The sequence below is a fragment of the Clostridium aminobutyricum genome (genome assembly GCF_017255415.1).
GTDB classification, from domain to species: Bacteria; Bacillota; Clostridia; order Peptostreptococcales; family Anaerovoracaceae; genus Aminipila; species Aminipila aminobutyrica.
The window spans coordinates 1171080-1194586 of record NZ_JAFJZZ010000001.1 but is presented as its reverse complement, the minus strand read 5'-3'; the positions used below and the strand labels follow the sequence as shown (position 1 = coordinate 1194586).

The 23507-nt window shown below is 39.8% G+C and carries 21 protein-coding genes; 18 read left to right on the top strand and 3 right to left on the bottom strand.

The window, feature by feature from the left end; genetic code table 11:
* Window positions 1-24: 24 nt before the first annotated feature.
* From JYB65_RS05700 to JYB65_RS05685, 4 genes are all read left to right on the top strand, one after another.
* On the top strand, window positions 25-798 hold the full coding sequence (locus JYB65_RS05700) for a thiazole synthase (RefSeq protein WP_206581622.1): 774 nt from the start codon (window positions 25-27) through the stop codon (window positions 796-798).
* Between the two features lie 129 nt (window positions 799-927).
* Complete coding sequence (thiH, locus tag JYB65_RS05695; RefSeq protein ID WP_206581621.1) at window positions 928-2181, top strand: 2-iminoacetate synthase ThiH; 1254 nt, start codon at window positions 928-930, stop codon at window positions 2179-2181.
* On the top strand, window positions 2174-3106 hold the full coding sequence (locus JYB65_RS05690; RefSeq protein WP_206581620.1) for a thiamine phosphate synthase: 933 nt from the start codon (window positions 2174-2176) through the stop codon (window positions 3104-3106). The genes thiH and JYB65_RS05690 overlap by 8 nt, the downstream gene beginning before the upstream one ends.
* Before the next feature lie 65 nt (window positions 3107-3171).
* Complete coding sequence (locus JYB65_RS05685) at window positions 3172-3987, top strand: molybdopterin-synthase adenylyltransferase MoeB (protein ID WP_206581798.1); 816 nt, start codon at window positions 3172-3174, stop codon at window positions 3985-3987.
* Window positions 3988-4105: 118 nt separating this feature from the next.
* Here the strand turns inward: JYB65_RS05685 and JYB65_RS05680 are convergent, their stop codons facing one another.
* Entirely contained in the window at window positions 4106-4396 is a 291-nt protein-coding gene (locus JYB65_RS05680; protein ID WP_206581619.1) for a phosphopantetheine-binding protein, read from the bottom strand.
* Between the two features lie 23 nt (window positions 4397-4419).
* Window positions 4420-6666, bottom strand: a complete 2247-nt coding sequence (locus JYB65_RS05675; RefSeq protein WP_206581618.1) for a HelD family protein — start codon at window positions 6664-6666, stop codon at window positions 4420-4422.
* A gap of 402 nt (window positions 6667-7068) precedes the next feature.
* Here JYB65_RS05675 and JYB65_RS05670 point away from each other — a divergent pair, with 402 nt between their 5' ends.
* From JYB65_RS05670 to arcC, 8 genes are all read left to right on the top strand, one after another.
* Complete coding sequence (locus JYB65_RS05670) at window positions 7069-7791, top strand: SH3 domain-containing protein (RefSeq protein ID WP_206581617.1); 723 nt, start codon at window positions 7069-7071, stop codon at window positions 7789-7791.
* 541 nt (window positions 7792-8332) lie between these two features.
* Window positions 8333-9004 (top strand): hypothetical protein, encoded by a 672-nt coding sequence (locus JYB65_RS05665; RefSeq protein WP_206581616.1) that lies wholly within the window; start codon window positions 8333-8335, stop codon window positions 9002-9004.
* A gap of 186 nt (window positions 9005-9190) precedes the next feature.
* Entirely contained in the window at window positions 9191-9988 is a 798-nt protein-coding gene (locus JYB65_RS05660; protein WP_206581615.1) for a YfjL-like protein, read from the top strand.
* A gap of 565 nt (window positions 9989-10553) precedes the next feature.
* Window positions 10554-11501, top strand: a complete 948-nt coding sequence (locus JYB65_RS05655) for a 3-hydroxyacyl-CoA dehydrogenase NAD-binding domain-containing protein (RefSeq protein ID WP_206581614.1) — start codon at window positions 10554-10556, stop codon at window positions 11499-11501.
* The gene (locus JYB65_RS05650) at window positions 11498-12826 is read left to right on the top strand and encodes an AlbA family DNA-binding domain-containing protein (RefSeq protein ID WP_206581613.1); all 1329 of its coding nucleotides are present in this window, start codon (window positions 11498-11500) and stop codon (window positions 12824-12826) included. Before JYB65_RS05655 ends, JYB65_RS05650 begins: the two co-directional genes overlap by 4 nt.
* A gap of 56 nt (window positions 12827-12882) precedes the next feature.
* Window positions 12883-13878, top strand: coding sequence for an ornithine carbamoyltransferase (argF, locus tag JYB65_RS05645; RefSeq protein WP_206581612.1), 996 nt, complete (start codon window positions 12883-12885; stop codon window positions 13876-13878).
* A 56-nt stretch (window positions 13879-13934) separates the two neighbouring features.
* On the top strand, window positions 13935-15155 hold the full coding sequence (gene arcA, locus JYB65_RS05640; RefSeq protein ID WP_206581611.1) for an arginine deiminase: 1221 nt from the start codon (window positions 13935-13937) through the stop codon (window positions 15153-15155).
* Between the two features lie 45 nt (window positions 15156-15200).
* Window positions 15201-16160, top strand: coding sequence for a carbamate kinase (gene arcC, locus JYB65_RS05635; RefSeq protein WP_206581610.1), 960 nt, complete (start codon window positions 15201-15203; stop codon window positions 16158-16160).
* A 77-nt stretch (window positions 16161-16237) separates the two neighbouring features.
* On the opposite strand, the gene JYB65_RS05630 is transcribed toward arcC, so the two are convergent.
* Window positions 16238-16894: a hypothetical protein gene (locus tag JYB65_RS05630; RefSeq protein WP_206581609.1), complete on the bottom strand. Its 657-nt coding sequence runs from the start codon at window positions 16892-16894 to the stop codon at window positions 16238-16240.
* Window positions 16895-17392: 498 nt separating this feature from the next.
* Between JYB65_RS05630 and JYB65_RS05625 the strand changes: the two genes are divergently transcribed.
* The 6 genes from JYB65_RS05625 (at window position 17393) to JYB65_RS05600 (ending at window position 23494) form a co-directional block, all read left to right on the top strand.
* Complete coding sequence (locus JYB65_RS05625; protein ID WP_206581608.1) at window positions 17393-19063, top strand: S8 family serine peptidase; 1671 nt, start codon at window positions 17393-17395, stop codon at window positions 19061-19063.
* 211 nt (window positions 19064-19274) lie between these two features.
* Entirely contained in the window at window positions 19275-20492 is a 1218-nt protein-coding gene (locus JYB65_RS05620) for an N-acetylmuramoyl-L-alanine amidase (RefSeq protein WP_206581607.1), read from the top strand.
* 26 nt (window positions 20493-20518) lie between these two features.
* Complete coding sequence (locus JYB65_RS05615) at window positions 20519-20821, top strand: LysO family transporter (RefSeq protein ID WP_206581606.1); 303 nt, start codon at window positions 20519-20521, stop codon at window positions 20819-20821.
* Complete coding sequence (locus JYB65_RS05610; RefSeq protein WP_206581605.1) at window positions 20814-21410, top strand: LysO family transporter; 597 nt, start codon at window positions 20814-20816, stop codon at window positions 21408-21410. Before JYB65_RS05615 ends, JYB65_RS05610 begins: the two co-directional genes overlap by 8 nt.
* A gap of 40 nt (window positions 21411-21450) precedes the next feature.
* Window positions 21451-22296: an AAA family ATPase gene (locus tag JYB65_RS05605; RefSeq protein WP_206581604.1), complete on the top strand. Its 846-nt coding sequence runs from the start codon at window positions 21451-21453 to the stop codon at window positions 22294-22296.
* A 4-nt stretch (window positions 22297-22300) separates the two neighbouring features.
* Window positions 22301-23494 carry a vWA domain-containing protein gene (locus JYB65_RS05600; RefSeq protein ID WP_206581603.1) on the top strand — a complete coding sequence of 398 codons (1194 nt, stop codon included), beginning with the start codon at window positions 22301-22303 and terminating at the stop codon, window positions 23492-23494.
* The last annotated feature ends 13 nt before the right edge of the window (window positions 23495-23507 follow it).

Below are 23507 nucleotides of genomic sequence, written 5' to 3'. Positions count from 1 at the left end.
TAATTCATACGAAGGAGAGAACTTATGAAGAAGAAAGATCCACTTGTTTTAGGAGGTCAAGAATTTTCCTCAAGATTTATTTTAGGTTCGGGAAAGTATTCGCTGAACCTCATAAAAGCGGCGATAGAATATGCCGAGGCGCAGATCATTACGCTGGCCGTACGCAGAACAAATACGAAAGAGAACGAGAATATCCTCGACTATATCCCCGAAGGGATAACCCTACTTCCCAATACGTCAGGAGCAAGAAATGCGGAGGAAGCCGTCCGGATCGCAAGGCTCGCAAAGGAGCTTGGCTGCGGAGATTTTGTGAAAGTGGAAATCATGGGGGACACGAAATATCTTCTGCCGGACAATGTAGAAACCGTTAAGGCGACTGAACTGCTGGCAAAGGAAGGGTTTATTGTTTTGGCCTATATGTACCCGGATTTATACACGGCGCGGGATCTGGTCAACGCAGGAGCCGCTTCTGTCATGCCGTTGGCGGCGCCCATCGGTTCCAATAAAGGACTTGCCACCAGAGAGTTCCTCCAGATTCTCATTGATGAAATAGATGTTCCGATTATCGTGGATGCCGGAATCGGCAAACCGTCGGAAGCCTGTGCGGCGATGGAGATGGGCGCCGCAGCGATCATGTCCAATACTGCTATTGCAACCTCGGGAGACATTCCCCGGATGGCGGCAGCCTTTAAAGATGCGATACAGGCGGGAAGAAGCGCCTATCTGGCTGGTCTTGGCAGAGTTTTGGGAAGAGGGGCATCGGCTTCCAATCCCCTTACGGGATTTTTAACCGATTGATGACGGCGTCAGTATCCATTTCTTAAATGGCGGGGGACAATCCCCGGCTGATGTTTATGGTTTTGAGTTATGGCAAATGAATCGCCGGAAGCCAAAACCTTTGTTTAACGAAGCAGAGAGGAAAAAATAATGCAAGATAATATTTTTTTTGTAGGCTCGGGACGATTAAGCCGGGCGGCGTCTGAGAAAAAACACCGTCTTGAAAACGACCCGGACAGCCGGAACAGTCATATGGAATATATGCCGGATATGGAGCAAATTTCATCCGATATTATGGCGAAGGTTATTGAAGCCATGAATGCCTATGATTACAGCCGCTATAGGCAGGAGGATGTCAGGAAGGCGCTGCTGCATGAAACCTGCAGCATAGAGGATTTTAAAGCACTGTTGTCCCCGGCTGCATTGCCCCATCTGGAAGAGATGGCGTCCCGTGCAAAGAGGGAAACCGGAAAACATTTCGGAAATACGGTTTATATGTTCACACCGTTGTATATCGCAAACGACTGCTCCAATTATTGCGTGTACTGCGGGTTTAACTGCTACAATGATATCGTCCGCAAAAAACTGACGACGCAGGAGATTGAGCATGAGATGAAAGTAATCAAGGCTTCCGGCATCGAAGAAATACTGATGCTTACCGGAGAAAACCGCAAGACAAGCAGTGTGGAATACATCGCCCAGGCCTGCAAACTGGGAAAGAAATATTTTCGTAATATCGGCCTTGAAATCTATCCGGTCAATGTCGGCGAATACCGGTATCTTCATGAATGCGGCGCGGATTATATAACGGTTTTCCAGGAAACCTACAACCCGGATCGCTACGAAAAGCTGCACCTTATGGGGCGTAAGAGGATTTACCCCTACCGTTTTGAAGCGCAGGAGCGCGCGATCATGGGTGGTATGCGTGGGGTCGGGCTGTCCGCATTGCTTGGGCTGGGAGATTTTCGCAAGGATGCATTTGCAACGGCGATGCATGTTTATTATCTTCAGAGGAAATATCCGCATGTAGAATATTCCTTGTCTTGCCCAAGACTAAGACCGATTATCAATAACGATGGAATTCGTCCGGTGGATGTGCATGAGAAGCAGTTGTGCCAGATATTGTGCGCTTACCGTATTTTCCTTCCCTATGTCGGCATCACTGTGTCCTCAAGGGAGAACATGAAATTTCGCAATGGAATCGTAAAGATTGCAGCAACAAAGGTTTCGGCAGGGGTATCCACCGGAATCGGAGATCATGAAAACAAATATATGAGAAAGGATAAAAAGGACGTTGGAGACGAGCAGTTTAAAATTGCGGATGAAAGGACGCTGGATAAAATGTACAGCGATATGAAATCGGAAGGTCTCCAGCCTGTCTTGAACGATTATATTTATGTCTGAAATCATGTGCATTACCCATCGCAAGCTGATCGGTGCAAGCTTTCTGCGGCAAATTGAAAAAATAGCGGCAGCCGGCCCCGACGCGATTGTGTTAAGAGAAAAGGACCTGCCTGAGGAAGAGTATGCGGGCCTGGCGGCGGAAGTATTGAAAATATGCCGGGAAAAGCGGGTAAGCTGTATTTTTCATACATGGCTTTCCGCAGCAAAGGATCAGAAAGCCGATGGAATTCACTTGCCACTGCCACTCCTGAGGGAATTTCATCAAGATGCGAAAAAACATTTTCTTATCGTCGGCTGCTCCACGCATTCGGTGGACGAAGCTTTGGAGGCCCAGGCTTTGGGGGCAACTTATATTACTGCGGGGCATGTCTTCCGGACCGATAGTAAAAAAGGGTATGCCCCTCGCGGAATTTCTTTTTTGGAGCAAGTCTGCGGCAGCGTTTCGATACCCGTGTACGCCCTGGGTGGCATCGGTATTTCCAACGCGGAACAATGCCTGAACACAGGGGTGGCAGGAGTATGTATGATGTCCGAATTTATGAAAAGTGCCGATCCGGATAAATTGGTCCGCGGGATTCGCGAAACCGGTACAAAAAAGCGACGCTTGTTTGCCCCCGAAGAAAATGGAAGAGACATTGCGTGGTCGCAGCTGAAACAATTGAACCAAAAGGATTACCGGATTGTGGATATACGCGACGGCGTCGCCTTTCAGCTTGGGAATATCCCGGGCTCCATCAACATTCCGTTTCCGCAGGAGGCGGTAAGGCTCTATGAAATTCCCAGGGAAAAAGCGGTGGTTGTTTGCTGCCAAAGAGGGGAAATCAGTCAGGAAATCGCAGAATTGCTGGTTGATGCTGAATACGAGGCATACAATCTGGCGGAGGGATTTCTGGGCTGGCTGAGAGCTTATATGGAAAATGACTGAGCCGCAAAGGCGTTATAGGTTAAAGAGCCAGGCCCATTGGACATACGGAGGTAATATGGGAGGATATTATGTTTTCAACAGAGGAAATTGAACGCTATTCCAGACATATTTTACTCAAGGGCGTGGGAACCAAAGGTCAGAAGGCCCTTTTGGAAAGCAAGGTTTTAATCATTGGTGCGGGAGGACTTGGTGCCCCTGCGGCCATGTATTTAGCTGCGGCAGGCGTCGGAACCATAGGAATTGTGGATGATGACAAAGTAGAGTTGTCCAATCTGCAAAGGCAAATCATCCATAAGACGGGAACGGTCGGACTGAATAAGGCGGATTCTGCCGGGCGGACAATACATGAAATTAATCCGGGGATATGTGTAAAGGCCTACCCTGTCCGGATTACGCCGGAAAATATCATGCCTGTCATTCAGGAATATGATTTTGTAATTGACGGCGTCGATAATTTCCCAACCAAATTTTTGATAAACGATGCCTGCGTAATTGCGGGTAAACCCTTTTCTCACGGCGGAATTTTACAGTTTGAAGGGCAGCTTATGACTTACGTTCCGCAAAAGGGACCCTGTTACCGGTGCATATTTGAGGGTATTCCCCCGGAGGATGCTGTGCCCAGCTGTTCGCAGGCCGGTGTATTGGGTGCGATGGCAGGCATTATCGGGAGCCTGCAGGCACTGGAAGCGCTTAAATATATATTGGAAATCGGCGACCTGCTGGTGGGGCGCATACTTGTGTTCGACGGATTGAAAATGACCTTCCGTACCGTAACTTATCGCTCGGCCAGCGAAGAATGCAAAGTCTGCGGAAGCTTGCCAGAGATAACGGACGTCATCAAAAATGCGGATCAATATACGCAAGCGGGCTGCGGTCTGTAAAAAAACGCATAGAGTCTATAGGAAGTATGCCAAGGAATTCTTTGAGGTATAGCGAAAATCGAAAATTCCGACTTGTTGATGAGATTATGAGCATAATGGTAATCTGAAAGAATTGTGATTACGAATAATACCACCCCGTACGCTCCTCTTCGGAACTTTCGGAAATATTGCCTTCCTCTTCCGATAAAGTGTTTTCAATGTATTTTACAACATCCCCAACTGTATGGAAGGTATGGATTTTTTCATCATGTATAGAAATTTTGAATTTTCTCTCACATTCAATGACTAGCTTTGCTATGTGAATATTCTCTATTTCAAATTCTGGTGTCAATTCTGTGTTCGAGGTAATCTCTTCCTCATCCAGATCTAAAATATCAGCCAGTATTCTGGCTACTTTACGAAAAACCAAATGAAACTCCTCCTTTAAATTTTTTAATACAATAGCGGGCTCTTTTCTCCTGTATAAAATAGACTGAGCCGATGAAGGGCTCTGGTACATCCAATATATAAAAGCTTTTTATCGTCTTCGGTAGAATAATGCTCTTTGTTAGTGTCACAGAGCAATACCGCATCAAATTCCAACCCTTTTGCCATATATAACGGCAAAACAAATACCCCTTTGATGTTTGTAATTGTGTCACTTCCAATAAAACGAATCGCTAATTGCTCTTTTAAGCGGTGATAGAGAGAGATAGCATCCTTTTCTGTTTTACACAGCAAACCAATTGACTGATATTCTGCCTCTTTACAAAACCGTATTTCTCTTATGACCAGTTCATCAAATTCTTCTTGATCTTGCGCTTCATAAATCTCGGGCACTTCACCCTTTCGGCTGAAACTTTCAATTTCCGAATCTTGCTGAAGAAACTTCTTGCTAAAATTCAGGATTTCGTTGGTACACCTGAAACTTTTGTTCATGGTTATCAGTGCAGACTTTTTCTTATCTAAAATTTTATTGATTCGATCAAAGAAGATTACCTCTTCTGGCTTTTCAATTGTTTGGTAAATATCGCCTAAAATCGTATACCGTGCTTGAGGAAACAATGTTTTTAAAAGTTCAAAGTGAAGGGGGTAATAATCTTGTGCTTCATCAATTACAACTTGTTTAATGGAATTACCATACTGAAAACCATATAATTTCAATTGTAAAAACGCCAATACCAATCCATCTTCAAAGGACAGCTGACCTCTTTTCATGTTTTCCTGAGTGAAGTTTAAAATATGATCAATGTCATCAGGCAGTTGGATTCCAGCTGCCAAACGGTGAAAATATTTGGGATCATGAAACAACTCTTTATATAAAGAAAGGATATCCAGTTTTGTAAACCGTTCAATTTTCTGAAGCAAAACAGTGCTTTCAGATATCGACAATAGCCTGGAGAATTCTTCAACTTCATAGATATGCTCTTTGTAATTTATTACAAAGTCTCTTAACTTTTTCATACGAACTTTTCGCATCTCATGTACTTTTTTAAAGATGGATTCCTCCAACTGCTTTAAACGCAAACCCAATGGTACCGCTTTTTTTCTATCTAAGATTTCCGCCTTTAATAAGGTGCGGCTTGCTATACATTTTCCGTCGTAATCAATGTCACTGAACTCAATCCATTTTCTTGGTATATCATCCATAAAACGGTCCAGGATTTCTTTGAACTCGGTCGATGCTTTAAATTCTAAACTTTTTTTCATCAATCTGGCGCTGTCTTCCGATTTACAAGTAAGTAGGCTTTCTAAAAACTGGTGCCTGTTTTGTATTGGCATGGAGGGGAGTATCGTTTTGAGCATATCATCAAAGTTAACAGAAACTACATTATCTTCCCCCAGTTCCGGCAGTACATTGGAAATGTATCGTTCAAATAGGGTATTGGGTGAGATAATCATAATATTATGAGCAGATAACTTGGAGGAAAGCCCTTGGTACATAAGATAAGCTACCCGATGAAGGGCGACTGAGGTTTTTCCGCTCCCTGCAACGCCCTGCACCATCATTAAATCATTTTCAATATCCCGGATTACAATATCTTGGTCTTTCTGTATGGTCTCAACAATTGCCTTCATTTTTGATGATGCATTTTGGGATAGAAGCTTTCTTAAGAATTCATCCATGATTTGTACATCAGCATCAAAAAAATACTCAAGTACTCCATGGTGAATCTCAAATTGGCGTTTAAGGCTGACTTCACCTGAAATTCTGCCGTTAGGTGCATCATAGAACGCTTTCCCAACCCCAAAACGATAGAAAACGCTGGCTAACGGTGATCGCCAGTCGTATACATAGATTTGGACATCTGTTTCATCTATGAGGGAAGTACGGCCAATGTATATTTGATCCACCTCGTTTTCACCTTCAAATTGGAAATCGATTCGAGCGAAATAGGGAGATTGAACCGTCTTTTCTAATGCCATCATTTTATTTGCACCCAGTTCCAACGTTGATAATTTGCTGGATACTGAGTTTGCATATTGGTTTAAGGCTATCAGTTCATAAAAACTATCCTTAGACCAGAGATTTGATATAGAGTGACTGGAATTTTCCCATAGTTCTTTCTTTGCTTCAATGATATCAGATTGCTGCCTGCTGCTGTTTTGCCGAATGACACTTAACTGCTTTTCTGCAATCGTAATAATATGTCTTAAATGTTTGACTTCAAAATCAAATTCAACTTCATAGTTTTCCATACAATTCCTCCTTTACTAGTTTGCCCAATTTTACGCACCTAACCACATTTGCACAAATGTCTGGTAGGTGCCATACGGGAATTCCACGGTTGGAACTCCTCCGCAAGTGTTGCTTGCTTACTTTCGGTACATATCAAAATAACATTATTATCATGTATAAACAAGGCTTATTCTTGTTAGATAATTATGTTATAATAGAAGTAGAAAAGAACAATTAAAACCTGAGGTGGCAATTCCGTCTCAGTTTTTTTCTTGCCGCAAACGAGGGACGAGAACCAAAAAGGAAATGAAGCGAGAAAAATGAACGAATAAAAAAGGGAATATATAGCAAGACTACTAAAGATTTAAACCGTTTCATGGTCTAAACAATTACTTAATAGTTAAGAAACTTTGGAGGAGTAAATGAAACCCACAATTATCATTATTTGTTTGATAGTATTCACAATTGGCATGACTGGATGTCAAAATCCAAGTAACAATGCATCAGATCAATCTGGAGAAACGATTCCTGTTGAAACTGAAAATCAATTATCACCTCAGCAGGAGCAGGCTTATGATGCCGACTTTGATAAAGCATACAAAGAATTTGTAGATGCTGTGCATAAAAAAGACTTACCCGCTTTAGATCGTTTTCTTGATGATAATATTTTAACAAGCTATGGTGGCGAACGCGGGAAAGATTATTTTTATAAATATTGGAATCTAAATACGAACCCCGCTCAGTCCGAATTATGGGCTGAGCTTGAGAAGATAATTAGTTTAGGAGGGTCCTATAGCAAGGAAGATAGGACTTTTACTGCGCCTTATACCTATAGCAGCTTCCCCGACGAGTTTGATGCTTTTGAGAATTTTGTAGTCATTAGCCAAAAAGTAAATGTATATGGAAAAAAAGATCTTGAGTCAAAAGTAATTGCTTATTTGAATTATAATATCATCAAGGTGGATGCAACGGAGAGTGATTATTGGAATAAATCAGATCAAGACCTTATAAAAATTGAGATGCCTTCAGGAAAGAAGGGTTACGTACAGAAACAATTCATTAGATCTCCGATCGATTATCGTCTATCAATCATATATAAAAATAATGATGAATGGAAATTAACTTTTATGGTTGCTGGAGACTAGAAGAAGCTGCGATTTATTCGTGTAAAAATGCACGTTTCTCATCAGAAAAAGACGTGCATTTTTCAATTTTAACCATTATTTCACTATTTCAATGTAAACGACTTTTTATTGAAATATTTTCCAGAATTTGATATACTGTCTATAGTGCTACCAAAGCTACGGTAGGCGGTTATGCCCTTTCAAGGGGGTGATACTATGAATATAACTTTAACGGACTTAATAGCCTTTACCGGCTTAATATTCGTTATTGTTGATGTTACATATAGAATCACAAAAAAGAAATAATCGCCCCGGTCTGGTCAACTAGGCGATTATTTTAATGTTCGTTTAATTTTCAGGCTAACCGCTTATCGGTAGCACCTTTTATATCTCAATTATACCAACACCGGACTGAAAAAACAACAACTATATTTTTATATAGAAGAAGTTGTTTATATGGTATACAGACAGAAATATTTTAATATACTCCCTTTCATATTAATTCATCATGGAACCATCGCTTGAATAGCATGAAAAGAGAAAGTGAATGGGGGTTAAGGGGATGGATTTAAAAATTACCTGCAATATCGATTTAGCGGAGGGAAAGGAGAACACCTATAAGGAAGAAACAATGTATCTGCATGACATCAGCGAAGAAAGCACCTTCTTTGAAATACTGAAAGAAAGTAAACTGAAATGTGATATCATTGGATTGGAAAAATATTATCCGAATAGCTGTGACTTCATGGACAATTGCCCGAATGTGTTGCCGTATTTAATGGTAGATGGAAAATATGCTTGGAATGTCCATACGCTTGATGCGAAACTGAAAGATTTTTGTGCGACCCATAGCATGGTAAAAGAAAAAGGGCTATTCCTTACTAATAAGCAGGTTTTTGGACTGGATAGCAACCCTGATTTTTTAGAATATATTGTGGAATTATGGGGTAATTACGGTGACAACATTTCAGCGGCACTCCTATTGACTGGAGAAATTATTTCTAAAAAAGAGCTTGTCAAAAGAATATCAAAGATGTTTAAGGAAAACAATTTGCCTGCCCCTTGTGCGGTAGAAGAAATCATCCTATCACGGGAAAAATGGAACCATTACGAGTTAGCTGAAAAACTGGATATTAGGCCTGATAGTGCTAAAATGTTATTAAGAGGCTTTGGTTATAAATGGTTAAACAATGAAAAGCTGTACTCGCGTTTAGAGGACGTTACTGTTACTTGAAGTCTGGTTTAAGAACTGTATCCCATCGTTTTGGATTTACAGATACGGACACGGAATAGACCCCGAATGACAGTGGGTTGATCCCGATGGTTTATTTGTTAAAGTAAAAAGTATCTTTCCTACAAATGCATAAACAGATGATATATAATTATTACAACGTAAATTCAATAAGGAAAGAGGTTTATCATGAACATGAAAATAAGAAAATATTTGGCGATCTTTGTAACAGCAGCGCTTGTCTGTTTTGTTTTATCTTTTATCAATGCTTTTATGGGCAATCCTATATCAAAAGCACTGGTGAATTATGCCGCTAAAAAATATATTGAACAACACTATTTTGGTTTAAACTTAACAATGGATAAAGCCTTTTATAACTTCAAGGACGGGAAATATCATGTGAATGTAAAATCAACAACGAGCATCGACACTCATTTTTCTATTTCATTTACCGGAACGGGCAAATTCATTTATGATGATTATAAAGATATGGTTCTTAGCAAATGGAATACTTTTCAAAGATTAGATACAGAATATCGTAATTTAACAGATATTGTATTAGAAAATGAGGATTTCCCTTATGAAAGTGATATAGCGTTTGGTGAAATAATGGATAAAAGCCAACCTTTTGACGAGCTCGAAATTGATAAGGAATACGACATTAAGGAGTTAGGGAAAAAGGAAGGACATATTGTGCTTTATGTCACCAGCAATATGCTAGACGCGGAAACGTTAGCACAAACTTTGGTCGAAGTAAAAAGCTTATTTGATCAGAAAAAAGTTCCTTTTTATTCTATTGATTTAACCTTGCAAACATCGCGTTCGGAAGATCAAAAAAGCAGGGAGAGCATACAAATTCAAGATTTTCTATACCAAGATATTTATGCGGGAAGATTGCAGGAGCGGGTTCAGGAAAACGTGGATTTAACAAGAGCATACTATGAGCAGAGGGATAAAGAGAAGGATTCACAAAGCAGCGAGCAATAAATAGCTTTATATGGGATTATAATGTCCGTTATCGTACATTTTGTCATTTCTGCTACTCTAAGCGCGAGCGGTATCAGTTGAATTAATTGGAATGTTTTGGTATACTTTAAGCAGTGCTACCAAGAGAATCGGTAGGCGGTTATGCCCTTTCGAGGGGGTGATGCTATGAGTATAACGTTAACTGATTTAATAGCCTTTACCGGCTTAATATTTGTCATTGTAGATGTTACATATAGAATCACAAAAAAGAAATAATCGCCCTGCTCTCGAAAACTAGGCGATTATTTATTCACTGTTCATTTTTGGGCTAGCCGCTTATCGGTAGCACTTTCTATATACTCATTATACTATACTTCCCAGAAAAAATGCAATAAATTATGCTTAAATAGAACAATTAACCAAATTTGGTAATACATATTTTCCCGATATAGAAAGGAGTATATTGGATTAGCAGGATAATAATACAGATTAGTAAGTAACAAAATAATTCTGTTTTGATTAATTTTACATTTAATTATATAATCTTCTCACAAGTATATTCTTATGATTTTAAAAGGAGAGACGCGTGGGAGATTGTAAAAAAATTATTATAGCCGGAGCAGGATTGATGGGAACCTCTATGGCACAGATCTTCGCTCATAGAGGGTATGACGTTATTATTTATGATGTGATTGATACCGCCCTTGAAAAAAGTAAAAATCTTATTCGAATCAATCAGGAAGGGCAAGTAAAGGCTGGAGAGATAGCTCAAGAAGAGTCAGAATTCCTTCAGAATAAATTAGCTCATACGTGTGACAAAACTTGTTTTGAGAATTGCGATTTAGTGGTGGAATCTATTGTTGAGAAAATGCCTATAAAACACAGTTTTTGGCGTGAAATCTCTCAGATAGTTCGAGAAGATACGATTCTCGCCTCCAATACGTCAGGTCTATCTATCACAAAAATAGCAGAAGTAATTAAAAAACCTGAACGATTTGCAGGGATGCATTGGTTTAATCCGGCGCATTTGATCCCACTGATTGAAATCATAAAGGGAGAGAGAACGTCAACAGAAACGATTGATTATTTATACAACTTATCGCTCCAAATAGGAAAGGAGCCAATTCGGGTAAATAAAGATGTCCCCGGATTTATAGGGAATAGAATTCAGTTGGCTATACTCCGCGAAGCACTTCATTTAGTGGAAAATGAAGTGGGAACGTATGAAGATATTGATCGATGTGTGAAGTATGCATTAGGGTTTCGATATTCTTGCTTAGGTCCTTTTGAAGTTTGTGATATGGGTGGTTTGGATACCTTTTATCATATTGCAGAATATTTATATCCAGACCTTTCAGATGTCAAAGAACCACAACGGATTTTAAAAGAACTTTATGAAGAAGGGTCTTATGGGGTAAAGGCAAAAAAAGGGTTTTATGATTATAGTCATGGTAAAGATGAAGAGGCTATTCGGAAACGTGATGATTTATATATAAAAGTGAGTAAGCTATTGCATGCAAAAGGGGAATTATGAGTTTAGAGAAAATCATTAAACGGGCAAATGAACAGGACCATGAAAGTCTGGATTTTGAACTGAAACAGACGGGTGTTTGCTTTGATAAAATGAATAATTTCACCGTAACTAAAATATTGGAATTGATTGTAGGAATTGCAAACAGAAAAGGCGGTCAGATCATCATCGGTATTAAAGATGACGGGCAACCGGAAGGGCTAGGCATTTTCAAGAAATTTGAGAGTGAGATGAAATCCGGCGTAGATAAATTCAAAGAGAAAGTTGTCAATGAATGCAATGACAATATCAGTCCGATTATCAATATAGAGATGAATCATTATCAAAATGACGAATATGAAGTGATGCAAATCCTTATTCCTAAAAAACGAAAAATTCCACATGCGATAATAAGAAAAAGAGGGGACAAAGTAGAAAGCAGAAAATACTATATCAAAACCAGTCATTCGAACGTCTTAGTTTCCGACACGCAGTTGGACTGGCTGTTTTCCGAAAAAAACAACGATGTTGAAGAGGCGCAGTTTACCGTTGAACTCACTACCTCCAGAGATCTAAAAGGGATGCCGATAAGCATTGGCAAGTTTGGTGACCGGTTTGTCATGCAGCCAAGCGCGACGGACTATTTATTCCATTATATTCGTGCCTTTTCGGATGATACGATAGAGCGATGTCAGTCGGATACCGGATATAAATATGAACTTATGACGGAAGCGTTGATGTACACGATAATCCAGTCGCTAGAAGGCAATGTGATCGGTGAAACGGCGGTGAGGCTGCCGCGTCCAAGCAAAGAATTTAGACTGTTTCAGGCTATCAAAGGGCAAGAACCGCACTTATTTGACTCGTTTGACCGAAAAGTTAATTTCCCTCCGAAGTCAAAATTGAAAATAACAAAGCCGGAGGATCAATTTAACAATATTATCTTTACAATTACGAATGATTATGTTTCTATTGATCTAGAGTTGCTATTTTATGGATGGAAAATCGGTGTTTTTTCTACTAATCCATATGCAAGTATATTGATAGAAAATAACGGCATGGAGGGTCAAAACTATTTTGAAGAACGATATGAATCTTACCGCTTTATATTGAAAACCAAGATAGAGCGTTTTTTTCCGGATACAATAACACAAGAGTATTATGATTCGTTCTTATTCGCAAATAATATTAACGAAAGAATAAAGCAACTGTGGGATATCAATTATTTTATGAAGGAATATCCGCATTACAAGAACTTGTATTCCATTGAATATAAAATTGATAAAAATTTAAATATGTTAGAAAATAAGATGAATGAGATTTTAAACTTGATGAATAACGGTTCATAAACATGGTCTATTTAAAAAATAAGTATAAATCATTTTATTTAAGGGGGAATCAAATTATGGCTGTAAATTTAAAAGGAAGAAGCTTTTTGACATTGATGGACTTCACACCGGAGGAAATCAGATATTTGCTGGATCTATCAAAAGATTTGAAGGCAAAAAAGAGAGCTGGTATCGAAGGAAATGCACTAAAAGGGAAAAACATTGTTTTGCTCTTTGAAAAGACTTCCACAAGAACTCGTTGTGCATTTGAAGTAGCTTGTGTAGATGAAGGAGGGCATGTAACTTTTCTGGATTCAAACAGCTCACAGTTCGGAAAAAAGGAATCTGTTGAAGATTCTGCAAAGGTATTCGGCAGATTTTATGATGGCATTGAGTACAGAGGCTATAAGCAGGAACTTGTAGAAAGTTTAGCCAAGCATGCAGGTGTACCGGTATGGAATGGGTTAACAGATGTAGATCATCCTACTCAGATTTTGGCAGATCTTCTTACTATTGAAGAACATATCGCTAAGCCTTTAAACAAGGTGAAGGTTGTGTTCTGCGGAGACATCAGAAACAATATGAGTTATGCTTGGATGATTGGCTGTGCAAAAATGGGGATGCATTATGTGGCATACGGCCCTGCAAAATTAGCGGAAGAAATTGATAAGGATTTTCTGGAAAAAGTACAAGCTGTTGCAAAGGAAACCGGAGCAACCATCGAAATCAGCAGTACGCCGGAATGCTTAAAGAATGCGGATGTGCTTTATACCGATGTATGGGCATCCATGGGTGAAGAAGCTCAAATCCCGGAAAAGGTGGCAATGCTTACGCCTTATAAAGTGACAGCAGAAATGTTGTCTGCCACAGAAAACGATGACGTAATCTTCTTGCACTGTTTGCCAGCCTTCCATGATTTTGAAACAGCGATGGCTAAATCGCAGATGGAATTGGGGTATGACATCCGAGAAGTAACCGATGAAGTATTTAGAAGCAGACATTCAAAGGTATTTGACGAAGCAGAGAACCGCATGCATACGATAAAAGCCGTTATAGTAGCAACTATATCCTAATATAATTCGAGGATAGCAACCCAGAACAACATGATTAGTGAAGGGATGGTACATGTATGAAACTTGGAATGAACAATTATTCTGAGATTGGAAAGCTCAACAAGGTATTGCTTCATAAGTTGGGAGGCGAAATTGAAGGTCTCGTTCCTGACAATTTTGAACGGTTGTTGTTTGATGATATTCCCTATCTGAAAGTAGCTCAGCAGGAGCATGATTGCTTTGCGAAACTATTGCAGGAAAATGGAGTGGAAGTTGTATATTATGTGGATGAAACGGCAAAAGCATTGCAAGATGCAGCGGTAAGAAAAGAATTTATTCATAAATTCATTGAAGAAAGTGAGATTTATTCGCAAGGAGTGAAAGAAGCGTTAGCGGATTATTTGATTCAGATGCCGCCTGAAAAAATGGTGGAAACGGTGATTTCAGGGATAAAAAAGGAGGATATCGGCACGGTTCATTCTCAATCCCTTGCAGATTATATAACGTCGGGGTATCCGTATTATACGGACCCTATGCCGAATCTCTATTTTACGAGAGACCCGGGAGCCTGTGTCGGAAACGGCATTAACATCCATCATATGAGTACAAAGGCGAGAAGACGTGAGGCATTGTTGCTAAAGTATATGTTCCTGCACAACAAGGACTTTGCACCGGAGGGAACAAACCTTTGGTATGATTATGATCAGGAGTACTCGATAGAAGGCGGAGACGTTTTGGTGCTCTCAAAAGAAATTGTAGCCATCGGATTAAGCCAGAGAACAACAGTGCCGGCAATCGAACGTTTCGCAGAAAATATGCTTAACAAGTCTTCGTTTACAAAGGTTTTGGTCTTTGATATTCCTAAATGCCGTGCGTTTATGCATCTGGATACCGTATTTACTATGGTGGATGTTGACAAATTCACCATTCATCCCGAAATAGAAGGACCGCTGCAAATTTTTGAGATCACACTCGACAAAGACGGAAAATCACATTTTTCCAGCATGCAGGAACAGCTGGTCCATATTTTGAAAGCAGAGTTGAAGTTACCGGCAGTCGAATTAATCCGTTGTGGAGGAACCGATAAAATGGCAGCGCAGCGTGAGCAATGGAATGACGGCTCCAATACGCTGGCGATTGCTCCGGGAACGGTTGTAACGTACGAAAGAAACTATGTAACCAACGATTTGTTGGATCAAAAAGGAATAAAGGTATTAACAATCCCATCTTCTGAATTGTCAAGAGGAAGAGGGGGCCCAAGATGTATGTCGTGTCCGATTAATCGTGATGATTTTTAATTTTTAAATATACTGACCTTACTATAGGATAGGAGATAAGATAAAATGATAAAAGCAGAACGACCTAAAAAAATAGTAATTGCGCTGGGCGGTAATGCCTTACAATCGGGGAATGGGGCCGCTACGGCAGACGCTCAACTGGAAGTAGTTCGTAAAACCAGTGAATATATTGCAGAAATCAGTACAAAAGGATATGAAATCGCGGTGGTGCATGGAAACGGTCCGCAGGTAGGCAGAATTTTGCTTGCTTCCGAAACGGCAAAGGATGTAACGCCGGTCATGCCGTTTGACGTTTGCGGCGCTATGTCACAGGGATATATCGGCTATCACCTTCAGCAATCGCTGAAGTATGCACTCAATAAAAGAAATCGCAATATCCCTGTTGTAACGGTTGCAACACAGATGATTGTAGAGGAAGAGGACCCTGCTTTCCGAAACCCAACTAAGCCGATCGGGCCCTTTTACACGGAAGAAGAAGCCAGAACTCTTGAAAAGGAGAAGGGCTTTACCATGAAAGAAGATGCAGGAAGAGGATGGCGCAGAGTAGTAGCTTCTCCGATACCTCGAAAAATCGTTGAAATATCAGCTGTGAAGCAGCTATGGGACTCTACGGTTGTGATTACGTGCGGTGGAGGAGGGATCCCTGTCATTGAAAAAGATAATGGCGTACTAAAAGGAGTTGCAGCAGTTATCGATAAAGATTTTGCTGCAGAACTGCTCGCGGAACAAGTGGAAGCCGATATTTTGATGATATTAACAGAAGTTGAAATGGTGGCTATTAATTTTAATAAACCAAATCAGCAAAATCTGTCCAAAATGGATTTGAATGAAGCCTCCAGATATGTGGAAGAGGGACAATTTGCACCGGGAAGCATGCTTCCTAAAGTGCAGGCAGCCATGAAGTTTGTCCGCGCAAATCCAACGAAAAAGGCGATCATTACTTCTCTGGATAACGCAGTTGAAGCTCTGGAAAATGACAAAGGTACAGTCATTACATTTGCTTAGTAAAGTCGCTTAGAAAAAAATTGATTAGGGATGTCTTAAAATGATATATTCATTTGAAGCATCCCTTTTTGCAATGATTATATTTCAGATTTCCCTTGAGCATTCGTATCCTGTTTTTGTAGCCTTTGATCAAAAAGTTCATTGATCCTATCCAGTGTGTCATAACAAACCGAAGGAAGTTTTCCCGCTCCCCCGAATAATTTTTCTACTTGATTAAATCCCTCTTTTACCGAATCTCTAAGCGTTGATAACAATTCATCGTTATCGCCTGCAAGGGAAACCGCAAAATCAAAAATTCGGTTGGCTGTTTGTTCTGCTCCCCAATAATCATCTTCCCCAAAACCGGACAGGGAATCAGAAGTCTGTGTGTTTGAAGAACTGTACTGAATATCGAGGTTTACGCCAAAAGAAAAATTAAAATGAGTTTCAGTTACACCTCCGTTTATGGTACTTTGTTGCGCAATCATCTTTCGGAGCATGTCTTTGAAATCCTTTACTTGCCTGTCATACTCAGATTTCAGCGTCTCAATGTTTTGTGTATAGGTTGAATTGGATTGATCCGTCAGCTTATATGCGTTTTTCCCTTCATTCACCTGATTGGCAGAAATTTCGATAGTATCCTTGTTTCCACTGGTTATTTTCGTTTCAAGCTGTTCCGATTTCTCCGCCCCTGAAGTTGCAGAACTATTTTGGAATGTTTGCTTGTAATAAGAATTTACTCCATTAATATTCATTATAAAAACCTCCCTGTTTCTTTATATTTTATTATATCGACCGTATTTTCTGAAAACTTGATAAGCCAAGCAAAAATAAATAAAAAATCAACTTTTAATAGTAAAAAAATTGAAAAAATTGTGATTATGTAATATAATTAATAATATTAATAGTGAGGTAAAATAATTAACTTACAAATCACCTCAGCCATCCGGTCTATGGGAGGAAGGAATTGCTAAATTCATAATAAATTAACATATATACATATCACTCTTCTATACTCTGTAAAAGGCATCTTTGGATGCCTTTTTTAGTGAATTCAATGAAAAAACAGACAGCTGGGAACGAAGCGATTCGGAGGCGAATAAAATGACTTTTGTCCTATAAAGGATAAAAATTCTTTGAAATCTCTTCAAAGTTTGAGCGAAAAGGTTTCAGATAATAACGGTATGTAATAACTTCGCTGTTCATATACTGGATAAGGTGATTAATATCAGTATATGAGGGAGGAAGTTTTTGTGGTTAATAAGATACTAAGTGAAGATTACTTGGATTTATTGCTCGAAAATTCAAAGATAAACTTTAAGAAAGAAGGAGACAATGTCACTCCCGTAAATACAAGACATTCTATCATGCATGTTCAAAATCCATACACGGATAGATGCGCATTTAAAAATTATCCCTATTATGCGTTTCAATCTCTGTTTTTTCCTGAATCAATTATTAGTTTGAGGAAAATTGACGTTCTTCATTATTTAACGCGCCTCGATTTTGATTATTCAGGTCAAGATGTTTTGGTTGGAATTGTTGATAGCGGAATAGAATATCAGCATCAGGCATTTTTAAATATAGATAATACCTCTCGAATCATTTCTATATGGGATCAAACCATAAATGATGGCGGAAATCCACCGGAAGGATATAATTATGGTACGGAATACACAAAGCAAATGCTGAATCTTGCATTGCAAGATCCATATCCTCTATCCGTTGTTCCTACTACGGATGAATTGGGGTATGGCACAATGTTAGCAGGTATTATTGCAGGAAATGAGAATCCTAAAGAAAATTTTTGCGGCGTTGTGCCGAAGGCAGAATTGGTTGTCGTAAAGTTAAAACAAGCAAAACAATTGAATCGAGACGTTTTTTTAGTCCCGCCGGATGAAGTTTGTTACCAAGATTCCGATATCATGCTTGGCATAAGTTATGCGATATCGGTTGCTGAAAAATTAAAACGTCCATTGGTACTATGTGTTGCGCTTGGAAGCAATAAAGGAGGGCATGACGGACACGGGGCATTAAGTACCTATCTTACCCTCATCACTCAAAGACCCCGAATGGCGGTTGTAATATCTGCGGGAAATGAAGGAAATCAAAGACGTCATTACCAGGGAAATATAATGGAAAACCAAGGATTTACGAGATTTAATCTGAAAGTTAGTGAACAGGACAAGGGATTCAGTATAGAGTTATGGACAACAGCTCCGGGTCAAGTGGCTATTGATATTACTTCCCCTACCGGAGAATATATATCGGAGCTTAGTATGGGAATCATGCAATGTGCGGAGCATACCCTTGATGAAAAAACGGTAGTATGGATCAATAATCTCATGGCGGACGGAGAGACGGGAGATCAAGTCATATGGGTGCGTTTTTTGAACCCTCGGGAAGGAAACTGGAAATTCAGAGTATATAACAAAATGTATATACAAACTAGGTTCAATGTATGGCTGCCGGGAGATCATTTTATTTCGAATGAGACTTATTTCTTAAATTCTTGTCCGAATGTAACGATTACCTCTCCGGGAAATTCGCAGGAGCCTATGACGATAACCGCATATGACCCCGACAGTGGAGAGCTTGCAGATTTTTCAAGCTTAGGGTATAGCAGGACAAATTTTGTGAAACCGGATTTAGCGGCACCGGGAGTCAACATGATTTGCCCGACTTTAGGGAATAGTTATGGCTCTGCTTCCGGAACAGGAGCAGCCGCTGCATATGCATCAGGGGTGGTGGCTATGGTATTGGAGTGGGCGGTCATAAAAGGACACAATACCGATATAAAAGGATATGATATAAAAAAATTGTTGATTCAGTCAGCACAAAGAAATATGTATATGAAGTATCCAAATCCAAAATGGGGGTATGGGAAGATAGATTTAATGGGGTTACATCGATTATTAAAATAAAGAAAATAGGAAATTTTAGGTAAATAAAAAAAGAAAAAGGACGGTTTATCAAAGAAAGAAGGCATTTCCTAATGCCTTCTTTTTACATGAAATCATGTTCAATAAAATGGAATCTGAAAAAAAAATTGCTATCACCCCATATAAAATAGTATAATATAAATTAGTCGAGTAGTGACATAATATGGTACTAAATAGCAAAAAGGGGGACAATATGAAAAAAATCATAGGAATATTGATGATGGTGATAGTACTGATCGCAATGGCTTCGGGGTTAGCCTATGCTGGAACAAAAATTACACAGTCGGATATAGATGAGGGTTTGAATTTTTGTCAAGAGTACCCGGTTAGGCTAGCTCTTGATGGCACGGAGATCACTTTTGGGGAAAAAGATGTACCGCCGGTCATTATCAAAGAAAGAACTCTTATTCCGGCCAGAGCATTGTTTGAAGCCATGGGAGGGATTGTTGCCTGGGACAATAATACCCAAAGTGTTAATATAAAATTGGACAATACAGTCGTACAGCTGGTTATCGGTTCGGATGTGGCAGTTGTGAACGGAGTAGATCAGCCATTGGATGTTCCGGCTATGATACTGGATCCGGATGGAGATTACTATGGCAGTACGATGATTCCTGTGCGGTTTACGGCGGAAGCTCTTGGCTGCGAAGTAAGCTGGGAAGATTCTACTCGAAGCGTGCTGGCGACCTCTCCAAAGACAGAGGAACCTGTAATCGAACCAAACGAACCTTCAACGGAACCGACCGATGGAAATACGGATACCCCGACTGATGACGATTCGGGGATGCTTGATATGATTCATACTGCGGCAAAGGACAAGCTGGTGGTTATTGATATAGGACACGGTGGCAAGGATTGCGGAAGCATTGGACATCAAGGTCAGACGGATCAACTATATGAAAAAGATCTGAATCTACCGATTGGGCTAAAATTAAATGAATACTTGAAAAGTGCCGGTGTGAAAACTCTTTTGACCAGAGATCAAGATGTTTATCTCACTTTGGACGAAAGAACAACGATAGCAAATAACAACGGAGCAACGCTCTTTGTGTCCGTACATAATAATTCCAATGAAAGCTCAACTCCTCACGGTACAGAAGTATTGTATAACAGCAAAGTAAATGCGGAAGGAAAAACAGAGAATGATCTTTATGGAATTGCAAGCAAAACGATAGCCGCTAATGTTCAAGATGAAATGGTCAGCATTTGCGGAACCTATGACAGAGGTGAAAGAAGCAGCCCAAGCCTGTATGTGTTAAAACATACGGTGATGCCGGCGATTATTGTAGAAGGTGCATTTCTTTCAAATGAAAGTGATTTGAAAATGCTGCGAACAAGTGAATTTATCGACAATTATGCATATGCTGTAGCAAAAGGGATTATTAAATCCCTTAATGATGCGTATAAATAAATAGTAATGGAAAGAGAGTGTAACATTTGCGTCTATTAATATTATATTTAAGCATGGCTTTCATAGGCTATATAGTAGGAGCAAAGTATACAGATAAGGAGAAATCATATAGCTGGACGAGCAAAGTGACAACAGGCTGCTTGATTGTGCTTATTTTTACGATGGGTGCAAGAATCGGTTCGAATGAAGAAGTCATTCAATCCCTTCAAACGATAGGATTCAAAGCAGCAGTCATTTCCGTTTTTGCTTTTGCTGGAAGTATTCTGGCATGTTTTTTGGTTCGAAAACTCTTTCGAATAGACAGAAAGGGAGTGAAAGCCGATGACTAAGATTATCATTTCCTTTGTAACGTTGGGAATGCTCTCGGGATACTTTTTTATTCCGGACTATTTTATCGATGTTATTTCGGGAAACTTATTAATTGTAGGACTTTGCGTAATGTTGTTCTTTGTGGGATTGGATTTGGGACGCGCAGGGACAGTAGTTGAACACTTTAAGCGGGTTGGGATTCGAATATTGGCTTTTCCAATCGCTTCTATCATCGGATGCCTTGCTTTTGCAGCAATCGCATCTTTAATTTTGCCAATGACAGCGAGAGAAACCATGGCGGTTGCCTCCGGTTTTGGGTGGTATACCTTAGCACCTGTTATTTTGTCTCAGTATTCTGCTGAAATCAGTGCCGTTTCATTTTTGCATAACGTAATACGAGAGATGCTCGGAATCATCATCATTCCAATTGTAGCAAAAAGAATCGGTTATATTGAAGCATGCAGTGTGCCCGGTGCTGCGGCAATGGATGTCTGTCTCCCGATCATTGAAAAAACAACGAATAGTGAGACAGCAGTATATGCATTTGTAATGGGAACCGTATTGAGTATAGCTGTTCCTATTTTGGTGCCGTTGCTTATTGGTTTATAAAAGTGAAAATCATTTAAAACATCAAAGGAGAATAGTTTGAATGGCTGATAAAATGAAGAGATTTACAGGCAGTGACGATTATGTCGTAACAAAAGAATTAATGAATGCGGTCAATGTAGCGATCGCATTGCAAAAACCACTTTTGATAAAAGGGGAACCCGGAACGGGTAAAACGATGCTGGCGGAAGCGATTGCAAAAGCACTGAATATGCAACTGATTATTTGGGGTATTAAATCAACCACCAAAGCGCAGGAAGGCTTATATGTTTACGATACGGTTCAGCGATTATATGACAGCCAGTTTGGTGAGGGAGACGTTGCTGATATCAAGCAATACATTAAACTCGGAAAATTGGGGGAGGCTTTTGTATCAGAAGAACAAGTCGTTCTGCTGATTGACGAAATCGATAAGGCAGACCTTGAATTTCCAAATGACTTATTGTGGGAACTGGATAAAATGGAATTTTATATTAATGAAACGAAGGAAACCATCAAAACAAAGACTAGGCCGATTGTTATCATCACTTCTAATGCAGAGAAAGAATTACCGGATGCTTTCCTAAGAAGATGCATATTCCACTATATCGAATTCCCAGATCAAGATAGGATGGAAGAGATCGTAAAAGTTCACTTCAATGATATCAACGGTAAGCTGGTGGCGCAGGCGATGGAGGCTTTCTATTCTATTCGAGAGATGAAGGAACTCCAAAAGAAACCAAGTACTTCCGAACTGTTAGACTGGTTACAGGCATTAATGATAAGCGGAATTGACCTGGAGCGAATCAAAAAGGAAATTCCTTTTGTGGGCGTGTTATTAAAAAAGAATCAAGATATTGATACCATGTGTGAAGTAAAGCAAAAAGGCTATTCCTTTAAAAGGTGGTAGTTAGATGTTTTTAGAATTTTTCTATTTGTTGAGGGCGAAGGGTTTAACTGTTTCGCTAAATGAATGGCTTGCATTGATTGAAGCGTTGGATAAAGGTTTGGCGGAGTCCAGTCTTCTTGGCTTTTACCATTTATGCAGAAATGTGTTAATCAAGAGCGAAGCGGATTATGATAAATTTGATGCTGTATTTGCCGAATATTTTAAAGGAATTGAAACGCCTGAAGATTTGCCGGAAGAGTTTTGGAAATGGCTGAACGACAATCCGAGAGAACGGGGTCTCTATGATAGACCAATGCCGGATGAGGCGATGCTGGAGCTGGAAGAATTACTGAAACGGTTCAGGGAAAGAATTGAGGAACAAAAAGAAAAGCATGACGGCGGGAATTATTGGATCGGTACCGGCGGAACTTCCAAAATGGGTTATGGCGGATATAATAACCAAGGAATTCGAACCGGCGGACAGGGAAGACATAAATCGGCGGTTCAGATCGCAGGGGAAAGGAATTTTAAAGATTTCAGACAAGACAATATTCTCGATATAAGGCAATTCCAGATGGCCTTCAGAAAACTAAGACAGTATTCCGCAAGAGTAGAAGGTGCAAAGACCGAGCTGAATATGGAAGAGACTATCGATGAAACGTGTAACAATGCAGGAAACCTCAAGCTGGTTTTTGATAAACCTAGAAAGAATACGATAAAGCTGCTGCTATTGTTTGATTCCGATGGCTCTATGATGCCGTATAGCCGATTATGCAGCAGACTGTTTCAGGCAGTAAGTAAATCCAGCCACTTTAAAGACTTAAAAGTATATTACTTTCATAATTGCATTTATGAACATTTATATACAACTCCATACTGCCGGAGAGGTGAGTGGATTAATACAGATTGGGTGCTTTCCAATCTGGACAGTGAATATAAAGTAATTTTCATCGGTGACGGCACAATGGCTCCCTATGAACTGATGCGGCCTGGCGGAAATTCTTATATTGGACTCTACAACGAAGAACCGGGTATTGAATGGCTCAACAAGTTTAAACGACGTTATAAAAAGCTGATATGGTTAAATCCGATACGAAAAGTGGATTGGGATTATATCTATGGAAGCTATACCTTACAGCAAATTAAAGAGGTGTTTCCGATGTTTGAACTGACAATAGACGGATTGGAAGCCGGAATTAAAAAATTATTGGTGCGTTAGCAGTAAATAAAAG

What these genes read in the sequence shown, in the direction of transcription:
- JYB65_RS05660 (WP_206581615.1), top strand. Translation starts at nt 9,191, where the DNA reads ATGAACATGAAAATAAGAAAATATTTGGCGATCTTTGTAACAGCAGCG.
- JYB65_RS05650 (WP_206581613.1), top strand. Translation starts at nt 11,498, where the DNA reads ATGAGTTTAGAGAAAATCATTAAACGGGCAAATGAACAGGACCATGAA.
- JYB65_RS05600 (WP_206581603.1), top strand. Translation starts at nt 22,301, where the DNA reads ATGTTTTTAGAATTTTTCTATTTGTTGAGGGCGAAGGGTTTAACTGTT.
- JYB65_RS05690 (WP_206581620.1), top strand. Translation starts at nt 2,174, where the DNA reads ATGTCTGAAATCATGTGCATTACCCATCGCAAGCTGATCGGTGCAAGC.
- JYB65_RS05670 (WP_206581617.1), top strand. Translation starts at nt 7,069, where the DNA reads ATGAAACCCACAATTATCATTATTTGTTTGATAGTATTCACAATTGGC.
- JYB65_RS05665 (WP_206581616.1), top strand. Translation starts at nt 8,333, where the DNA reads ATGGATTTAAAAATTACCTGCAATATCGATTTAGCGGAGGGAAAGGAG.
- argF (WP_206581612.1), top strand. Translation starts at nt 12,883, where the DNA reads ATGGCTGTAAATTTAAAAGGAAGAAGCTTTTTGACATTGATGGACTTC.
- arcC (WP_206581610.1), top strand. Translation starts at nt 15,201, where the DNA reads ATGATAAAAGCAGAACGACCTAAAAAAATAGTAATTGCGCTGGGCGGT.
- JYB65_RS05675 (WP_206581618.1), bottom strand. Translation starts at nt 6,666, where the DNA reads ATGGAAAACTATGAAGTTGAATTTGATTTTGAAGTCAAACATTTAAGA.
- JYB65_RS05620 (WP_206581607.1), top strand. Translation starts at nt 19,275, where the DNA reads ATGAAAAAAATCATAGGAATATTGATGATGGTGATAGTACTGATCGCA.
- arcA (WP_206581611.1), top strand. Translation starts at nt 13,935, where the DNA reads ATGAAACTTGGAATGAACAATTATTCTGAGATTGGAAAGCTCAACAAG.
- JYB65_RS05700 (WP_206581622.1), top strand. Translation starts at nt 25, where the DNA reads ATGAAGAAGAAAGATCCACTTGTTTTAGGAGGTCAAGAATTTTCCTCA.
- JYB65_RS05610 (WP_206581605.1), top strand. Translation starts at nt 20,814, where the DNA reads ATGACTAAGATTATCATTTCCTTTGTAACGTTGGGAATGCTCTCGGGA.
- thiH (WP_206581621.1), top strand. Translation starts at nt 928, where the DNA reads ATGCAAGATAATATTTTTTTTGTAGGCTCGGGACGATTAAGCCGGGCG.
- JYB65_RS05605 (WP_206581604.1), top strand. Translation starts at nt 21,451, where the DNA reads ATGGCTGATAAAATGAAGAGATTTACAGGCAGTGACGATTATGTCGTA.
- JYB65_RS05630 (WP_206581609.1), bottom strand. Translation starts at nt 16,894, where the DNA reads ATGAATATTAATGGAGTAAATTCTTATTACAAGCAAACATTCCAAAAT.